Origin of the sequence: Hyphomonas sp. KY3 (assembly GCF_017309975.1) — a bacterium.
Lineage (GTDB): Bacteria > Pseudomonadota > Alphaproteobacteria > Caulobacterales > Hyphomonadaceae > Hyphomonas.
This window is the reverse complement of sequence record NZ_CP022271.1, coordinates 1409630-1425586: the sequence shown is the minus strand read 5'-3', so window position 1 is coordinate 1425586 and position 15957 is coordinate 1409630. Positions and strand designations below refer to the sequence as shown.

Genomic DNA, 15957 nt, shown 5'->3' with positions numbered 1-15957 from the left:
CTCAGACCGTCCCCAAATCCGGGTATGGCCTGGATATAGCTGCTTCTTTCAGCACTTCCCGAGCGATCACGATCTTCTGAACATCCGAGGCGCCTTCATAAATACGAAGCGCCCGGATTTCTCGGTAAAGTTCTTCGACTTTAACGCCAACCTGTACGCCAAGCCCGCCAAAGAGCTGGACTGCCTTATCGATTGTGACCTGCGCCTGATCGGTCGCAAACAGCTTCGCCATCGCGGCTTCGCGCGTTACACGTTGCTTTTTGACGTCCTTGGTCCAGGCTGATCGATAGATCAGTAATGCTGATGCATCCACGTCGAGTGCCATTTCGGCAAGCTGAGCTTGGGCAATCGGTTGGTCGGCGAGCATCGCGCCGAACATTTTCCGCGACAGAGCCCGGTTCGCCGCCTCATCGAGTGCGCGGCGTGCGAAGCCAAGCGCTGCCGCACCAACTGTCGTTCGGAAAATGTCGAGCGTGGACAGGGCGATCTTGAAACCCTGCCCGGGTAACCCGATCAAATTGTCGTGCGGCACAACGGCATTATTAAATCCCAGTCGCCCCAGCGGATGCGGCGCCATCACATCAATACGTTCACGCACTTCAAACCCATCTGTGTCGGCGTCCATAACAACCGCGGAAACCCCTTTGGACCCCTCTTCGGTGCGCGCGAATACACAATAGAAATCCGCAAGCCCGCCATTCGAAATCCAGGTTTTCTCTCCGGTGACTTTCCACCCATCAGAGCATGCCTCCAACCGTGTTGTCATCGCAGCCGCATCTGATCCGGCATCAACTTCGGAAAGCGCGAACGCCGCGATCTTGTGGCCAGCCGCAACAGCCGGCAAATACTTCGCTTTAAGCGCATCGCTCCCAAATGTGCTGATCGCACCGGAGCCGAGGCCCTGCATTGCAAACGAAAAATCAGCCAGGCTCGCATGCCGTGCCAGCGTTTCGCGGATAATCGCCAAAGCGCGCACATCAAGCGTTTCAAGCGCGCCGCCATACGCCCCTGGCACGCAATATCGTAGCCATCCGCCCTGCCCCAACGCTTTAACCAGCGCGCGGCAGGTGCCATCCAGATCATCACGGGCGCCCGGCCGGTCAATAATTGCGGGCAAATTTTCTATCGCCCAATGATCAAGCCTGACGGCCAGATCACGATGGTGATCCTCCAGGAAAGGCCAATCGAGAAAGCTTTTATCCGACACGGTTCTAGTCTCCCTCAAATACGGGTTTGGTTCGCGCGGCAAACGCGGTGTAGGCGCGTTTGAAGTCTTCGGTTTGCATACAAAGCGCCTGCGCCTGCGCCTCTGCCTCAATGGCCGTATCGAGCGACATATCCCATTCCATGTTGAGTTGGTTCTTGGTGATCCCATTTGCGAAAGTGGGGCCTTGCCGCAACCGTTTAGCTTGCGCCATGGCATGCGCGTGCAGCTCATCGGCCGGGATGACTGCATTGAAAAACCCCCAATCGGCGCCCTCTAGCGCTGACATGGATCGACCAAAAAACAGCAATTCGCTTGCCCGTCCTTGGCCAATAATGCGGGGCAGCATAGCGCATGCACCCATATCGCAACCGGCCAGGCCAACACGATTGAACAGGAATGCTGTTTTCGCCTCCGGGCTCGCATAGCGAATATCGCTCGCCATGGAAATGATCGCGCCAGCGCCAACGCTAACCCCGTCAATCGCGGCGATGATAGGCTGCGGGCAACCGCGCATGGCCTTGACCAGATCACCTGTCATGCGGGTGAAATCCAATAGCTCGGACATATTCATTTTGGTCAGCGGACCAATAATGTCATGTACGTCCCCGCCCGAACAAAAATTCCCTTCATTGCTTCCAAACACGATCACATGGACAGATTTGGCATAAACGAGCGCTCTGAATAGGTCGCGTAATTCGGCATAAGACGCGAAAGTCAGGGGATTTTTGCGATCTGGACGCGCCAGCGTGATTTCGCCAATGCCATCTTCAAACGACCAGTTGAAGTGCTCTGGTTTGTAGTCTTCGGGATAAGAAACGGGATGGGTCACACAGACTCCGTAATTTTCGTTGCAATGAGGGCGTGCGGATCGATAGTTCCAATTAAAGATACAATTTGATTGAGGTCTTTGAGCTTCAGCGCCGCAAACGCCTCCAGAAGCCAGGCATGGTGCGCGCGCGCCATGTCTTCAAACAGGGTCAGGCCCTGCTCAGAAATTCTAACAAGGACAACGCGTCCATCGTTTTCATCTTTGGCTCTCGCGATGAGACCGGTTTTCTCTAAGGTTGCGACAAGTTGCGTTGTCGCTCCATCAGAAACACGGAGTTTTTGAGAGAGCACGCCAGCCCGTAAGCCTTTAGGGTCGCCAGCGTGCAAGGCTGCTAGTATATCAAACCCTGACAGCGAAACGCCAAATTGTGCGCGAAGCTGCATATCTAGGCGCTTTTTTATCGCCTCGGTGACCTCCAGCATCCCAAGCCAGGTTTTCAGAACATCTCGTTGTCGGCTCATCCTACGCTGTTTCTCCTCCGTCTATCGCAATCGCTTGTCCATTAACTGCGGCGGCCGCATCGCTCGCAATCCATGCGACGGCGGCGGCTACCTCTTCCGGCGCAATTAGCCGAGATTGCGGATTGGCCACCACGATCTGCTGAAGCGCTTCTTCGCGGCTCGCACCTGTTTTCTTCTCGATATTGCTCAGCGCATCATCGATCAGGGGCGTGTCCGTAAAGCCGGGGCAAACAGCGTTGGCAGTCACCCCCGAATTCGCTAATTCCAGCGCGAGGCAACGAATAAAACCGAGCACGCCATGCTTCGCCGCTGCATAGGCCGCAGTGTACCGATAGCCCTTCAAAGCCGCAGTTGAGGCCACGGCAATAAAACGTCCGTGCCCGCGCATTTTCATCTGGGGCAAGACACTCTGAGCGCAGTGAAAAACACTGGTCAGATTGACCGCGATCATATCGTCCCATGTGGCCGCGGTCAGCTTTAGAGCTGGCGCCGTATCGGCCCGGCCCGCATTTGCGACGAACACATCAATTTGCCCACAGACTTCAACCGCTTCATCAATGGAGGCGCGGTCGGTCACATCCATTTGAATAGGGTTAAAACCGCTTGCTTCTAATATCTCCAAGCGCCGTCCAGCAACAAACACTTCATAACCATTGGCGCCGAGCGACCTGGCTATCGCAAGCCCGATCCCCGTCCCGCCACCGGTAATCAATGCACGTTTTTGAGATCGTTGCTCCATATGATTAGTTTAGCCCTAAAACTAATCAGTGGTCAATATGATTTAGGTCTAAAATGTCTCTTGGTGTAATTGCTGGCCGCAAGTTTAACAGCGCTGAGCGAAAATCGAACTTCTCGTCAGCGATCGTAGCGATGCGAACCCGCGCACCGATCTCCAATGCCCTTTTTGTGAAAAGGAAATTGGAAGCCGCGTTTACCGCATCCACCGCAATCAAATCGCCGCGTTGAAAATAGAAAACAGTAAAGCTCTTGTCGCCATCGGTCTTGACGACGACGTCGTCGAAATCCGCCGAAAGCCCAGCAATCTGAAGTTTCAAGTCAAATTGATCTGACCAAAACCATGGGCACTCGTACTTTGGGCGAGGCATTCCACACAAAACGCTTGCAGCTTGCTTGGCTTGCTCAATGGCGTTGTGAACGCTTTCCAGTTGGACCTGACGAGCACAAAGTTCCAAAGGCCGGCTCGCGCAGTCACCAATCGCAAAGATACGGGGGTCGCTGGTGCGCGCATCGCCGCCAACAAGAATGCCTCTTTCACATTGAAGCCGGGCGGCTGTCGCCAGGTCCGTGTTGGGATCAGCACCGGCCCCGATAATAACAATATCCGCCTCAAACACCGTGCCGTCTGTCGTTCTTACGCCGCACGCCATACCGTCTTTTTCAAGGATTTCAGAAACTTTGGTATCCGTGCGTATATCAACGCCGCGCGCGGTATGTTGGGCCTGAAAAAACCCGCTAAGTTCGGGATGTGTAACGCGCGCCAACACCCGTTTCGCCGCTTCGAGTACTGTAACATCATGACCAAGAGATCGACAGGACGCTGCGGTTTCCAGCCCGATATACCCCCCGCCGATAAGAACGACTTTTTTAATTCCGCCAAGCGCGGCGCGCAGTCGGTCGACATCTTCGCGGGTGCGCACGTAAAGGACGCCGCCCAAACCCTCACCGGGGATAGACAAGCGCCGGGCCCGTGCGCCAGTCGCTAAAATCAGGGCATCGTAGCTAACGACTTCCCCGTTGTTCAAATGAACCGTTCGAGGTCCACGGCTGATTTGCGTCACCCGCGTCTCGCGTTTCAAATCAACATGATTATCCCGAAACCATTTTTCAGGCTTCAACTGCAATCGATCTGTGGCCATCTCACCTTTGAGACAGGCCTTGGACAGTGGCGGGCGCTGATAAGGAAGATCGGGCTCTTCACTGATCAGTGTAATATCACCGCCAAATCCGAAACTTCGAAGCGATTGACAGGCTTGCACCGCGGCTTGCCCGCCCCCGACAATCACGATGCGCCGCGCAGAACCATCGCTCATTTTGCCGCCTCACGCGCTTTGTCCCGTGTCAGGTCCAGCGCCACATCAACGATCATATCCTCTTGGCCGCCAACCATCCGGCGCCGGCCAAGCTCGACCAGGATCTCACGCGTATCGATACCGTAGTCTTTGGACGCTTTTTCAGAATGCCGCAGGAAAGAAGAGTAAACGCCCGCATAGCCCAGCGAGAGCGTCTCGCGATCAACTTGCACCGGACGATCTTGCAGCGGGCGCACCAGATCGTCGGCTGCGTCCATCAAGGCATAAAGATCTGTGCCGTGAAGCCAGCCTTTGCGGTCCGCCGCGGCAATAAAAACCTCCAAAGGGGCGTTTCCCGCGCCGGCTCCCATGCCCGCTAAAGATGCATCGACGCGGCGCGCCCCTGCCTGAACTGCAACAAGAGAATTTGCGACCCCCAATGATAAATTATGGTGGGCATGAACGCCGCGCTCTGTCTCAGGCTTCAAGATCCGTTCATAAGCTTCGAGGCGGGCTCTAATGCCATCCATGTCAAGTGCGCCGCCTGAGTCAGTAACATAAACACATGTTGCTCCGTAATCTTCCATTCGCTTGGCTTGTTGGGCCAAGGCGTCAGGTTCAATCATGTGTGACATCATCAAGAAGCCGACTGTATCCATACCCAGGTCACGCGCGACGCCGATATGCTGTTTGGACACGTCGGCTTCGGTACAATGCGTGGCGACACGCACAGAGCGCACGCCAAGGGCATGAGCTTGTTTGAGATCTTCAACCGTCCCGATGCCCGGCAAAAGCAATGTTGTCAGCACTGCCCTTTCAACCCCGTCAGCAGCCGCTTCGATCCAGGCCCAGTCGGTTTGCGCCCCAAACCCATAGTTGAAACTCGACCCGTTCAAACCGTCGCCATGAGCAATTTCGATGGCGTCCACACCGGCACGATCAAGCGCCCGGGCAATTGCTCGAACATCCTCAAGGCCGTATTGATGTCGGATGGCATGCATGCCATCGCGAAGGGTGACGTCCTGAATATAAAGCTTTGATTTGGTTGGATCAAAAGTCATGCGACACCTGTTTACGATAAAACTGCCGAGCGGCCATTTTTTCCGCCGTCGCCAATCCGGCTGAAGTCATGATGTCGAGGTTGCCAGCATAGGCTGGCAGGTAATGAGCTGCCCCCTCAACCTCCAGGAACACACTTGTCTTCAGGCCTTCAAAGGTACCATGGCCCGGGATGCGTAGCGGACTATTGGACCCAAAGCGTTCAAACTGAACTTTCTGTTTCAGACGATAGCCAGGCACATAGGCTTTCACTTTTTCAACCATCGCTTCAATCGCGGCTTCGATCTGTTCGGGCTCTGCGCCGCTCGATAACGTGAACACTGTATCACGCATGATCATCGGCGGTTCAGCCGGATTGAGAACGATAATGGCTTTCCCTTTGGCCGCTCCGCCAACGCGTTCAATGCCCGCTGAGGTGGTTTCAGTAAACTCGTCGATATTGGCTCGCGTACCAGGTCCTGCGGATTTTGAAGCGATTGAGGCAACGATTTCTGCATAGTGAACATCAGCCACTGAAGAGACCGCCGCCACAATTGGTATCGTGGCCTGACCGCCGCAGGTCACCATATTGACGTTCTGCGCATCAATATAGGCCTCGCCATTTACGACGGGAACGACGTAAGGGCCGATTGCCGCCGGTGTAAGGTCCACCATGAGCTTTCCTGCTTTTTGGACAATCTCATTATGGCGTTTATGTGCGCCAGCAGAGGTTGCATCAAACAGGATCCGAATGTCGCTCCAAATCGGGAGCTTGGTCAGCCCCGCAAGACCCGCATGTGTCGTTTCGACGCCCATGCGCTTTGCACGGGCAAGCCCGTCGGAGTCTGGATCAATCCCAACCATGGCAGCGACTTCAAGAATCTCTGAACGGCGCTTGATCTTGATCATTAAATCCGTGCCGATATTGCCAGACCCAATTATAGCGACTTTGATTTTACTCACGATTTTTCACCATAGTTGAAGCCCACCTCGCCGAGGCCGCCAATTTTGACTTGAATTTGATCGCCGGGCGTTAGCGTCACCATCGGACCCAGCGCGCCTGTCAGGATCAGGTCTCCAGCTTTTAAAAATTCGCCTCGCCTTGCAAGCGCGGAAGCAAGCCAGGCAACGGCGTTGAAAGGATGCCCAAGGCAGGCCGCCCCGGCGCCAATGGAAGCGACAGACTGGTTCACCTCCAAGACCATGCCGCACGAATAGAGGTCCAGATTATCAAGCGGTTTTCGGGCGTCGCCCAAGACGTAGAAGCCTGAAGAGCCATTGTCAGCCACCGTGTCCGCGAACGTAATTTTCCAATCGTCAATACGGCTGTCGACTATCTCGATAGCCGGAATGGCATATTCGGTTGCCGCGGCAATCTCATCCAGTCCCGGCGCGGCCGTGGGGATATCTTTGGCGAGCACGATCGCGATCTCTGCTTCAGCTTTCGGCTGAATGCACTTGCCCGGATCAAGCAGGCCGCCATTGGCAATTTGCATATCCTCGAACAGCGCCCCGAAATCAGGCTGGTCGACGCCAAGCTGCGATTGAACAGCCGGGGCGGTCAGTCCAATTTTCCGCCCTACAAGTTTCCGACCATTGGTCATCCAAAATCGCGTATTGATATCTTGAATCGCATAGGCGCCCGCCTCATCGGTCGGCTCTACAACCCCGCGCAGCGGCGCGAGTGTTAAGCCACCATAGGCGTTGCGAAGCGCCATCGCGGTTGACTGTAACAGGGATTCTGGCGCGCTCATAAAACCCAGTTCTTTCCATAGATCTGATAGCCGAGCACACTGGAAGTCGATGCAACGCCTTCAATCGGCCGGATCTTGTCATTCACAACTTTCTGGATGAACTGAAAATCTTTGCTGACGATCTTCACCATCAAATCGTGATCGCCCATAATGGAATAGATGTCCCGGACTTCCTCGACACTGTCTTTTATGTCATCGCCAACATCCTCTGAGGTCCGGCTATCGACTTTGACGAAAACGAATACGCATATGTCTGACATGTTCAGTTCCTTTATGACGCGCGGTTTGAAGTCGGCGACGGTCCGCTCGGCTTTAAAGCACTGCGCTTGAGTTTTCCGGTATGCGTTTTAGGCAGCGCATCAACAAACTCGACAGCTCTTGGATATTTGTACGGTGCAATGATCGCTTTGGTAAAATTTTGAATATCACTCGCGAGTGTACCGGCGGATGCCATGCCGTCTTGCAGGACAATGAAGGCCTTGCAAATCTGACCGCGTTCAGAGTCCGGCACGCCAATCACCGCGACTTCCTTGACCGCATCATGCTGTTTGATAGCATCTTCCACTTCCACCGCTGCGATATTATAGCCTGATGACACGATCAAATCGTCAGCGCGCGATACAAACCAGAAATATCCATCCTGATCTTGGCGAAACAGATCACCAGTCAGATTCCAGCCATTCTGTACGTATTCAAATTGGCGATCATCCTCCATGTACCGGCATCCCGTGACGCCCCGAACAGCGAGGCGACCAACATCGCCTATCTGCGCGGGGTCCAGGTTCTCGTCTAGAATAGTGGCTTCGTAACCGGGAACCGGTTTACCCGTTGATCCAGGCCGCGCTGCTCCGGGCGGTGAAGCGATAAAGATGTGCATAAGCTCGGTAGCACCTATCCCATCAATCAGTGGCAAACCGGTTGCCTCCTGCCACATCTCAAATGTTTCGGCTGACAGGTGTTCCCCGGCCGATACGCACTTCTCCAGCCTCTCGAAACGCCCCTTGGCGAGTTTTGCGAGCACCCTGTAGGCCGTCGGCGCTGTTGCAAGAAGACTGACTTGCATATCGTCCAGCGCATCTGCGAGTGCTTCATAGCCCGGTTTGGATGGCAACGCTGAACACGCGCCAATCGCGACGGGGAAAATGACAGACATGCCAAGACCAAAAGTGAAGGCCATCGGCGCGGTACAGCACAACACATCATCCGGGCTTGCCTCTAAAGTATTCTTCAGAAAGCCCTCGCAAATCAGTTGGATATCGCGGTGATAGTGAACGCACCCCTTGGGCATCCCCGTTGTTCCAGACGTAAAGGCCAGGAGTGCGGGATCATTCTTTGACGTTGCAACCGGAAGGAAAGGCTTTCCAGTTGGAGCACCAAGCCTTTTGCCCAAACCGTCTTCAGCGTCGAGCACGCCAATTGGGTACGAGAGTTTCGATTGGCTTTGTGCTTCAGATACACGATCGAACAGCGCGGTCGTCGTTATCGCCGCCTGTATCTTTGCCTTGGCCGCAATCTTAGCAATCTCGTCAGCCCGTAGCATCGGCATGATTGAGACCGCGACAGCGCCGATGCGCATCACCGCCCACCACGCCGCAAATGCACGCGGCGTATTTGGGCTCTGAAGCAGGACAGGGTCACCCGGCACAACCCCCATCTGTTCAACAAGGAAATGGGCAACCTCATCGACAAGTGACAAGAGGTCATTATAACACAGGTCACCCGCTTCAGTCCGAATGGCTGGCTTCAGCCCGCGCCCATTCGATATGACACGATCCAATAGAGATGAGGCGTTAAACACATCTGGAATCTGGCTCAGATTCTCTTCCGGTGCGAATACAGGCTGGCTCTGGCGCGCCGGAATTCGGTCGAGGACATAAGTGTTTTTGTGCGCCGTAGTCACGATTTTTTCTCCTCATAGATTAGGCGCCGGGCGGGGTTGGGGAGGAATGACCAACCCCGCCTGACGCGACCTCAGCCGCCGATTTTAAAACTCAACGGCAAGGGAAATGCCCCATTCGGTTGGCCGTCCGATTGCCGCTTCGGCGTAACCTTGGTCTGGCAAATCCGCGAAGCCGCCCATATAGTATTCTTCATCGGTCAGGTTCTTGCCGAAGACTTTCAGCTCCCACGCCGCATTATCAGGGCGGTAGGCGACGGAGGCATTCACAAGCGCGTAACTGTCTTGCTTGAGTGACTCGGTATTCACTGCATCCATGAAGCTTTCAGACTGATAAGCGATATCGATCCGCGGGAGGACTGAACCCGGCCCAAGATCAAACTCATAGGACGCGCTCAGCGATCCGGTCCATTCGGGAACCTGCGCAAAGGCATTACTCTCTGAAATACCCAGCGCCTCAACGCTTGGTTCAAGTTCGGTGTATTCGGCATCGACATAGCCAACGCTACCGGTAATAAGCAGGTCGGCCATTGGCAGCGCTTCAAACTCAAGTTCGAACCCTTGTATCTCCGCTGCGGCGGCGTTTGAGGTCAAAGGCTGTACGCCCACCAGGACAAGCACCTGCAGGTCTGAATAGTCGGTCATGAACGCCGCGCCATTCAGGCGGAATTTACCGCTCTCGGCTTCGAACTTGAAACCAGCCTCAACCGACTCCACAAATTCCGGGTCAAACGGCGGCGGCGCGGGCAGCGGCGGGAAAATTCTCTGCGTAAAGCCACCGCTTTTGAAGCCTTCAGAATAGGTGACATAGGTCATAAGCCGGTCGTTCCAATCATAAGCAACATTGACCATTGGCGTCACTTCTTCGAAATCCACGCTGAATTCTTCGTTCGGCGTCAGCGGGAAACCCGGTACACTTCCAGGGGGAAACAGCCCGGTTGGATCTGCCAGAACAAACTGATCCGGCGTGAACCGCTTGGTCTCATCGGTCCACCGCGCCCCGGCTGTCACCGACAGGCGATCCGTCAGATTATAGGTTGCCTGACCGAAGACGGCGGTATTGTCATTCTCGATTGCGCCGCCGCTTTGAAAGCTGACCACAGGGAAGGTGACGAAGTTAAGGTTCTCACCTTCTTCCTGGAAGTAATAGAGGCCCAAAATCCAGTCGAGTTTGCCATCCAGCATCCCCTCACCAATGAATTCCAGCTCCTGGCTGAACTGCTCATGCTCCCAGGTGTCGCGGGTGTTCTGGATCAATATCGGCGTATGGTCACCGTCCCGATTTCCCAGCGCGGTCGTGTCGCGATACCCGGTAATCGATTTGATCGAGAAGTTGGAATTGAACGCATATTCGCCAATCAACGAGGCGCCAAACGCTTCCAGTTCCGTATTCGATGGGTCCACCCCTTGCTCAGAATACAAATCGCCCGTTACCCATTGCGGATTGAAACATCTGGGGTCGTTCAAGGCCCCTGGCGGCGGCACGCATGGCGGGCCTACAAGGGCGCCATTATGAAATCCTGCAAATTGGGCGGTTTCATTGATTTCAACGACGTTGAACGGCGATGACGTGCCGTCAGTATCCGAATAATCGACGGCCAGATCCACGGTCAGTGCGTCGGTTGGCTCAAACCGCAATGCCCCGCGCAAAGCCAGTGTTTCTTCGGCGCCCAGCGTCGATCCATCGGTGATCCGGTCGACCCAGCCATCGCGATCTCTATACAGCGCAGACAAACGACCGGTCAGCCCTTCTGCCAGCTGGCCATTGATCGATCCCTGTACTTCCTTGCGCTCAAACGAGCCAACCGTCGCTTTCAGTTTCGCTGCAAAGTCTTCGGTGGGCGCCTTTGAAACTAGGTTGACCGCGCCGCCAATTGTGTTTCGGCCGAAAAGCGTGCCTTGCGGGCCGCGCAATACCTCGACGCGGTCAAGCTCGATCAAATCGATGATCGAACCCATTGACCGGGCGAGGTACACGCCATCAACATAGACGCCAACCCCGGGATCGGTGTTCAGAAGATAGTCGATCTGTCCAATCCCTCGGATGAAATAGGCGCCCGCGGAGGCGTTGCCAGATACGCCCTGGCCCTGCGTAATAACCAGGTTTGGTGCCAAACGGCCAAGATCCTCAGTCGTATCAATTTCCTTGGCGTCAAGATCGGCGCCCGACACCGCGGTCACAGATACCGGAGTCGTTTGCAGGCTTTCTTCCACTTTACGCGCTGTGACCGTGACGGTTTGCAGGCGCGCTGTCGCATCTACTTCTGAAGCCGGGCTCTCCTGTGCGCTTGCCGCGAAACTGAGGCTGAATACGCCTGAACACACAAAGGCCGCAGCGGCCGAAGATCGCAGCAGCGATCGCTTTGGCTGAAGATCGTTTCTGGAATTTAGGTAAAGAGACATTGTTCGCCCTCCCTGAGCGTCATTTAAGTTGCTGTTTTAAAACACTAAACTGCCTGGATGCCGCCCATTCCAGTCATCCATTCAGGGACGGGCTCATAGTAGATAGTCTCCGATCTTTTTGCCCGCACGGCTGCCGCCATAAACAACCAGTGAATGACCTCTAACCCGCCATTGCCCGCAGCTTCGAGGATCTCGTCTTTTCCTTTTTGCGCCCATCCGAGGAATTCTCCGGCTTCAAGGTCTGCCAGGAATTGTCGGTCCCAGGCTTCGTTGACCCGCGGCTCATAGCCGACCCAATGCGACAGTCCGCCAGCCGCCAGCACAACAATTCGGTCAGCACTTTTGCACCTGGTTTCAATGAAATCGCCGAACGCCTCTCCGAGACCCCAACAGCGTTGCGGCGACGGCATGGGATCCATCATCAAGTTCAGGTACAAAGGAACCATCGGAACACTATTTGTGGGGTCAGCGAATAGCATTGGCACGCTGACACCATGATCCGGCTTGATACTTTCCACTCTGGCCAGATCAAATCCCTTGGAGGCGCTATATCTTAAAAACTCTTCAGCAAATTCACGATGCCCTGGGCGTTCAATCTGCGGAACAGCCAGGTCGCCGAGCGGGGTATACGTGTCGGCGGTCCCGATCGTAAAGGGCACCTGCAGGTCCAGACCAAAGTTGAACAAATGGTCGTTCGTCACCACCAAAATCACGTCTGGCGACAGCGCCTGTATGCGACGACCAATTTCGGCCATGCCTTCAGTCACACGTCTCGCCTTTTCTTCAACGCCTTGTGATGACATCAAAATATGCGAAGTCGCGAAACCTCCTACAATCTTAGCCATTTTACTTGCCTCCTTGCAGAACCGGCAGAAACTCCGTGACGTTCATCATCTTGGCGCCCTCCGGATCACTCATCATCAGCCAGTGCATACGAAAGACCGGGTGCAGATCAATTGCATCAAGCGCACCAAACGTCCCATCTTGCAGGCCGGCAATTTCACCTTCAGACAAGCCAAAATCGGCGAAGACTGCCTTGGGATCTTTTGCGAACTTTTCCTGTGTCGCATGATCCCGGCCGAGCATTTGGATGAAGTTTTGCACCGGATGAAACCGTTGACGTTTAGGGGTCAGCATCACGCGGCTCCCGTTCCAGGATTGCGGGCCAAGAAGCCTTGCACAACTTCCGCGAACTCTTCAGGCGCCTCGATCATGACCCAATGGCCAATATGCGGCATGAAGTAACCGGTAGAGTTTTCCAGTAACTCCATAAACCGGATGCCATAGGCGAGCGGAACAACAATATCGTCTTTCCCATTCACAACCAGAGTTCTATTTTTCACCTGAGATATTTCCTCCTCGGCATAAGCAAGCCCCCCCTGCTCGCGGATCCATCCCATCGCCTTGGTGTATGCGACCCGCCCGTCTGGATCCAATGAGCCCTCATGGCGGGCTTTGATGATCTCGTCAGACGCCGTATAAAGCGGTCCGGTCAACGCACTGATGAGCTTGTGCATCCCCTCAATTGTAAAGTCGTAGCCTAGAATTGGCATCATAGCTGGCGTGATTTCAACGTTCAGGCCGGCGCTACCCATTAGCACCAGATCGCTGACAGCTTCAGGCCATTTCATACAAATACCGAGAGAGGTCGCACCGCCCATCGAATTTCCAACCAGAGGAATACCGGTCAAGTCCATCGCGTCCAGGAACGCCTTCATATGATTGACCCGGTCATCCTGACTATACGCAATATTCTGGGGTTTCGCGGTTTGCCCAAATCCGAGCATCTCGGGCGCGATAACGTAATGCGTTTTTGCAAACAGATCGAACGTACCCTGCCAATTTCCCATAGCGGTCGCTCCCGCCCCTCCTCCATGGATAAGAATTATTGGCGGCTTGGATGGATCACCGCACGTGAGGTAATGCGTCTTCAATCCGCTCGCATCTATGAAATTGCTTTTCACGTCGACCGGTGTCGGTTGCGTGCGAGAAAGAGTATTAACGGACATGTTGAGGCTCCTGAATTCCGCGATTATGCTGATCGGCCAGCTTGCGCCAGCGCACGATGTTCCCGTCAGCTTCGAACAGAGACTCCCGCAGCCAACCGGTATCGTCGGCATAAAACTCCTGGGTCGCCTCACGCGCCCATATGTCGTCCTGGTTGAACCCGATCAGCGCCTTTTCGACCCAGCGTTCCTTGAACTCTTTTTCAAAGGCCATCTCCTCTTTATCGGAGGTCACATCCTTGGCCAGAAACTGAAAGTAGATGTGGCGCACGCCATCGATTGGAACGTAAAATTCGTACTGCGTCAGGTCAGGCGCAGGCCAGGGCTGGACGCGCAGCGCACAAGGCATCCAGATCGATATTGTCTGAGGGAGCATATTCTTACCCTCTGGTCGGCCCATTTTGACGATCTCGCCTTCAATCTTTCCTTCAAAAACTGGATTGATCGTTTCGGGAGAAAAAATATCGTGCACGCCTTTGGGTCCGCCATCCTCTTCGGTTGTTTCAAACGCCCCATTATGAAGCGGCACCAAACCCAAAGGCAGCGCCAAATCCGCGTCTTCAATCAAGATCGAGTCCTTGTGGATAAATATGTGGGTGGAATCGAACCCATTTTCGGCGCCGATACGCCAATTCGCCGCGACTTCCTGGCTGCGACCACGTAATACATGACCTTCGGCTAGAAATCCTGGAGGTACATCTTCTTCCAACGGAGGGGGCGCAAAATCCTCATCCCCAATGAAGACGAATATGACCCCCTTCTGCTCTTCAACCGCATAGGTCCGCACGCGTTTGCGGCCGATAACATTACTGTCGGGAACACCAACAATCCCGTTCAAGACACCGTCGTCGAAGCGATAGGTGAAGCCGTGATACCAGCAGGTAATTGTGCCCTTCGTGAAACATTCGACCTTCTTGGAGAGCTGGACACCTTTATGTATACATTGATCTTTGATGCAGAAGACTTTGCCATCAATCCGTTTAAAGATAATTTTCTCTCCACAGATCTGCGCGGGAACCACTTGCTCCTCTTCAATCTGATCCGAAAAAATTGCCGGATACCAATGATTTCGAAAACCATATTTGGCGGCGACATATCCCTTCCCAACTTTCACTTGATCGAGAACAGCTTGGTCCACAAATCCTTCTGTCATGTTCAACGCTCCAATTATAATCAGTTTCAGGCAAGTTACAGACTATTTTCGGATTGTCAACAAGATTGTCAGACAATTTTATATGACCAAATAGCTTGACGAAATTTCTCAATCGCGATACGTGTAATGCGTAGAAAAAAGGGAAGATTAATGAACGGCGCGACCTCCCCCACTGTGACCATGCAAGATCGCATGCAATCAGGTCTTTCCGTATCGGAGGCTCTGGCAGAGCAGCTACGGACGCGTATTCTAGATGGAGATTTTGCCGCAGGTCAGAGGCTGATTGAGGCAGACCTGATCGAAGAGTTTGTTGTCGGACGAAGCGCTGTTCGAGAGGCGCTTAAACACCTGGAGGCCACCGGCTTGGTCGACATTAAACGGCAGCGCGGGGCATCCGTCGTGCGACTGACACGGGAAAAGCTCGTTCATCTTTTCGAAATTCGCGAACGGCTGGAAGGGCTGGCTGCGTTTCTGGCCGCTGAACGCAGCGCACGCGAGAAGAACCAGACATGGCTCGCCGGTCAGCTTGAAATCTGGTCAGACAGAACCCTGGATCGATCAGAGCGCGAGCACATGCAGCGCAACGTTGATTTTCACGATGGCTTGGTCGAGATGGGTAAAAACTCATACTTACGAGAAAGCCTGTCACGGCTGCAGATCCCGGCATATCGTCACCGGTTTATACGGGTTATCGATGACCATGTTCGACAGAAATCAGCAGGCGAACACCTCGAAATTATCGCGGCTATTCAGGCCGGTGATCCGCAGCGGGCCGAAGCTGCGATGCGCCATCATGTCCGCGAAACCGCAAAGCTTGCAGCTTCAGTTGCCGATTAAGGGCGCCGCCAACCCGTTGTATTAGACACATAGACGAGGACGAGAAATGACCAAGCTATTTTACTCAGGTATTGCTGCCATGACGCTGATGACGGCTATGGGCCATGCCCAAACCGGCTCTGACGACTTTGAGACAATGTGCCGAACGATCTCGGCCAGCGACGGCCTGTCGGCCGCACAAATTGATGCGTTTTGCCCATGTTTGTCAAACCAGGCGAAAGAGGACGCGGCACTTGAAGCGGAACTGCGAACAGCAGTCGAAACCGAAAGCGATCCTCAGACGCGTATGAGCCAATTATCAGAAGCGGCAAAGGCAGCTGTCGCCTCATGCCAGGCCTGATT

At 54.3% G+C, this 15957-nt stretch carries 17 protein-coding genes; 2 read left to right on the top strand and 15 right to left on the bottom strand.

The features are described from left to right. Position 1: 1 nt before the first annotated feature. The 15 genes from CFA77_RS07135 to CFA77_RS07065 form a co-directional block, all read right to left on the bottom strand. Positions 2–1207: an acyl-CoA dehydrogenase family protein gene (locus tag CFA77_RS07135; RefSeq protein WP_206992871.1), complete on the bottom strand. Its 1206-nt coding sequence runs from the start codon at positions 1205–1207 to the stop codon at positions 2–4. A gap of 4 nt (positions 1208–1211) precedes the next feature. Next, positions 1212–2036 carry an enoyl-CoA hydratase family protein gene (locus CFA77_RS07130; RefSeq protein ID WP_206992870.1) on the bottom strand — a complete coding sequence of 275 codons (825 nt, stop codon included), beginning with the start codon at positions 2034–2036 and terminating at the stop codon, positions 1212–1214. Continuing rightward, entirely contained in the window at positions 2033–2497 is a 465-nt protein-coding gene (locus CFA77_RS07125) for a MarR family winged helix-turn-helix transcriptional regulator (RefSeq protein ID WP_206992869.1), read from the bottom strand. Before CFA77_RS07125 ends, CFA77_RS07130 begins: the two co-directional genes overlap by 4 nt. A 1-nt stretch (position 2498) precedes the next feature. Continuing rightward, complete coding sequence (locus tag CFA77_RS07120; protein ID WP_206992868.1) at positions 2499–3236, bottom strand: SDR family NAD(P)-dependent oxidoreductase; 738 nt, start codon at positions 3234–3236, stop codon at positions 2499–2501. A 25-nt stretch (positions 3237–3261) separates the two neighbouring features. Beyond that, complete coding sequence (locus CFA77_RS07115; RefSeq protein WP_206992867.1) at positions 3262–4548, bottom strand: NAD(P)/FAD-dependent oxidoreductase; 1287 nt, start codon at positions 4546–4548, stop codon at positions 3262–3264. After that, entirely contained in the window at positions 4545–5588 is a 1044-nt protein-coding gene (dmpG, locus tag CFA77_RS07110; RefSeq protein WP_206992866.1) for a 4-hydroxy-2-oxovalerate aldolase, read from the bottom strand. Before dmpG ends, CFA77_RS07115 begins: the two co-directional genes overlap by 4 nt. Then, positions 5578–6531 (bottom strand): acetaldehyde dehydrogenase (acetylating), encoded by a 954-nt coding sequence (locus CFA77_RS07105; protein ID WP_305798375.1) that lies wholly within the window; start codon positions 6529–6531, stop codon positions 5578–5580. The genes dmpG and CFA77_RS07105 overlap by 11 nt, the downstream gene beginning before the upstream one ends. Further along, on the bottom strand, positions 6525–7319 hold the full coding sequence (locus CFA77_RS07100) for a 2-keto-4-pentenoate hydratase (RefSeq protein WP_206992864.1): 795 nt from the start codon (positions 7317–7319) through the stop codon (positions 6525–6527). The genes CFA77_RS07105 and CFA77_RS07100 overlap by 7 nt, the downstream gene beginning before the upstream one ends. Then, a complete protein-coding gene (locus tag CFA77_RS07095; protein ID WP_206992863.1) occupies positions 7316–7579 on the bottom strand; it encodes an Lrp/AsnC family transcriptional regulator in 264 nt (87 codons plus the stop codon). Before CFA77_RS07095 ends, CFA77_RS07100 begins: the two co-directional genes overlap by 4 nt. Positions 7580–7590: 11 nt before the next feature. Further along, entirely contained in the window at positions 7591–9219 is a 1629-nt protein-coding gene (locus CFA77_RS07090; protein ID WP_206992862.1) for an AMP-binding protein, read from the bottom strand. A gap of 84 nt (positions 9220–9303) precedes the next feature. After that, on the bottom strand, positions 9304–11619 hold the full coding sequence (locus tag CFA77_RS07085) for a TonB-dependent receptor (protein ID WP_206992861.1): 2316 nt from the start codon (positions 11617–11619) through the stop codon (positions 9304–9306). Positions 11620–11663: 44 nt separating this feature from the next. Next, positions 11664–12464, bottom strand: a complete 801-nt coding sequence (locus CFA77_RS07080) for a hypothetical protein (protein WP_206992860.1) — start codon at positions 12462–12464, stop codon at positions 11664–11666. A gap of 1 nt (position 12465) precedes the next feature. Beyond that, the gene (locus CFA77_RS07075; protein WP_206992859.1) at positions 12466–12759 is read right to left on the bottom strand and encodes a hypothetical protein; all 294 of its coding nucleotides are present in this window, start codon (positions 12757–12759) and stop codon (positions 12466–12468) included. Continuing rightward, on the bottom strand, positions 12756–13628 hold the full coding sequence (locus CFA77_RS07070; protein ID WP_206992858.1) for an alpha/beta fold hydrolase: 873 nt from the start codon (positions 13626–13628) through the stop codon (positions 12756–12758). The genes CFA77_RS07075 and CFA77_RS07070 overlap by 4 nt, the downstream gene beginning before the upstream one ends. Further along, positions 13618–14778, bottom strand: a complete 1161-nt coding sequence (locus CFA77_RS07065; RefSeq protein WP_206992857.1) for a Rieske 2Fe-2S domain-containing protein — start codon at positions 14776–14778, stop codon at positions 13618–13620. The genes CFA77_RS07070 and CFA77_RS07065 overlap by 11 nt, the downstream gene beginning before the upstream one ends. A gap of 150 nt (positions 14779–14928) precedes the next feature. Here CFA77_RS07065 and CFA77_RS07060 point away from each other — a divergent pair, with 150 nt between their 5' ends. Together CFA77_RS07060 and CFA77_RS07055 are read left to right on the top strand one after the other, a co-directional pair. Beyond that, a complete protein-coding gene (locus CFA77_RS07060) occupies positions 14929–15615 on the top strand; it encodes a GntR family transcriptional regulator (protein WP_206992856.1) in 687 nt (228 codons plus the stop codon). 46 nt (positions 15616–15661) lie between these two features. Next, positions 15662–15955, top strand: a complete 294-nt coding sequence (locus CFA77_RS07055) for a hypothetical protein (protein ID WP_206992855.1) — start codon at positions 15662–15664, stop codon at positions 15953–15955. Positions 15956–15957: the final 2 nt, after the last annotated feature.

Excerpts from the sequence above, each read along its gene's own strand:
- CFA77_RS07080 (WP_206992860.1), bottom strand. The coding sequence starts at position 12,464 with ATGGCTAAGATTGTAGGAGGTTTCGCGACTTCGCATATTTTGATGTCA.
- CFA77_RS07125 (WP_206992869.1), bottom strand. The coding sequence starts at position 2,497 with ATGAGCCGACAACGAGATGTTCTGAAAACCTGGCTTGGGATGCTGGAG.
- dmpG (WP_206992866.1), bottom strand. The coding sequence starts at position 5,588 with ATGACTTTTGATCCAACCAAATCAAAGCTTTATATTCAGGACGTCACC.
- CFA77_RS07120 (WP_206992868.1), bottom strand. The coding sequence starts at position 3,236 with ATGGAGCAACGATCTCAAAAACGTGCATTGATTACCGGTGGCGGGACG.
- CFA77_RS07065 (WP_206992857.1), bottom strand. The coding sequence starts at position 14,778 with ATGACAGAAGGATTTGTGGACCAAGCTGTTCTCGATCAAGTGAAAGTT.
- CFA77_RS07070 (WP_206992858.1), bottom strand. The coding sequence starts at position 13,628 with ATGTCCGTTAATACTCTTTCTCGCACGCAACCGACACCGGTCGACGTG.
- CFA77_RS07085 (WP_206992861.1), bottom strand. The coding sequence starts at position 11,619 with ATGTCTCTTTACCTAAATTCCAGAAACGATCTTCAGCCAAAGCGATCG.
- CFA77_RS07060 (WP_206992856.1), top strand. The coding sequence starts at position 14,929 with ATGAACGGCGCGACCTCCCCCACTGTGACCATGCAAGATCGCATGCAA.
- CFA77_RS07055 (WP_206992855.1), top strand. The coding sequence starts at position 15,662 with ATGACCAAGCTATTTTACTCAGGTATTGCTGCCATGACGCTGATGACG.
- CFA77_RS07095 (WP_206992863.1), bottom strand. The coding sequence starts at position 7,579 with ATGTCAGACATATGCGTATTCGTTTTCGTCAAAGTCGATAGCCGGACC.
- CFA77_RS07100 (WP_206992864.1), bottom strand. The coding sequence starts at position 7,319 with ATGAGCGCGCCAGAATCCCTGTTACAGTCAACCGCGATGGCGCTTCGC.
- CFA77_RS07115 (WP_206992867.1), bottom strand. The coding sequence starts at position 4,548 with ATGAGCGATGGTTCTGCGCGGCGCATCGTGATTGTCGGGGGCGGGCAA.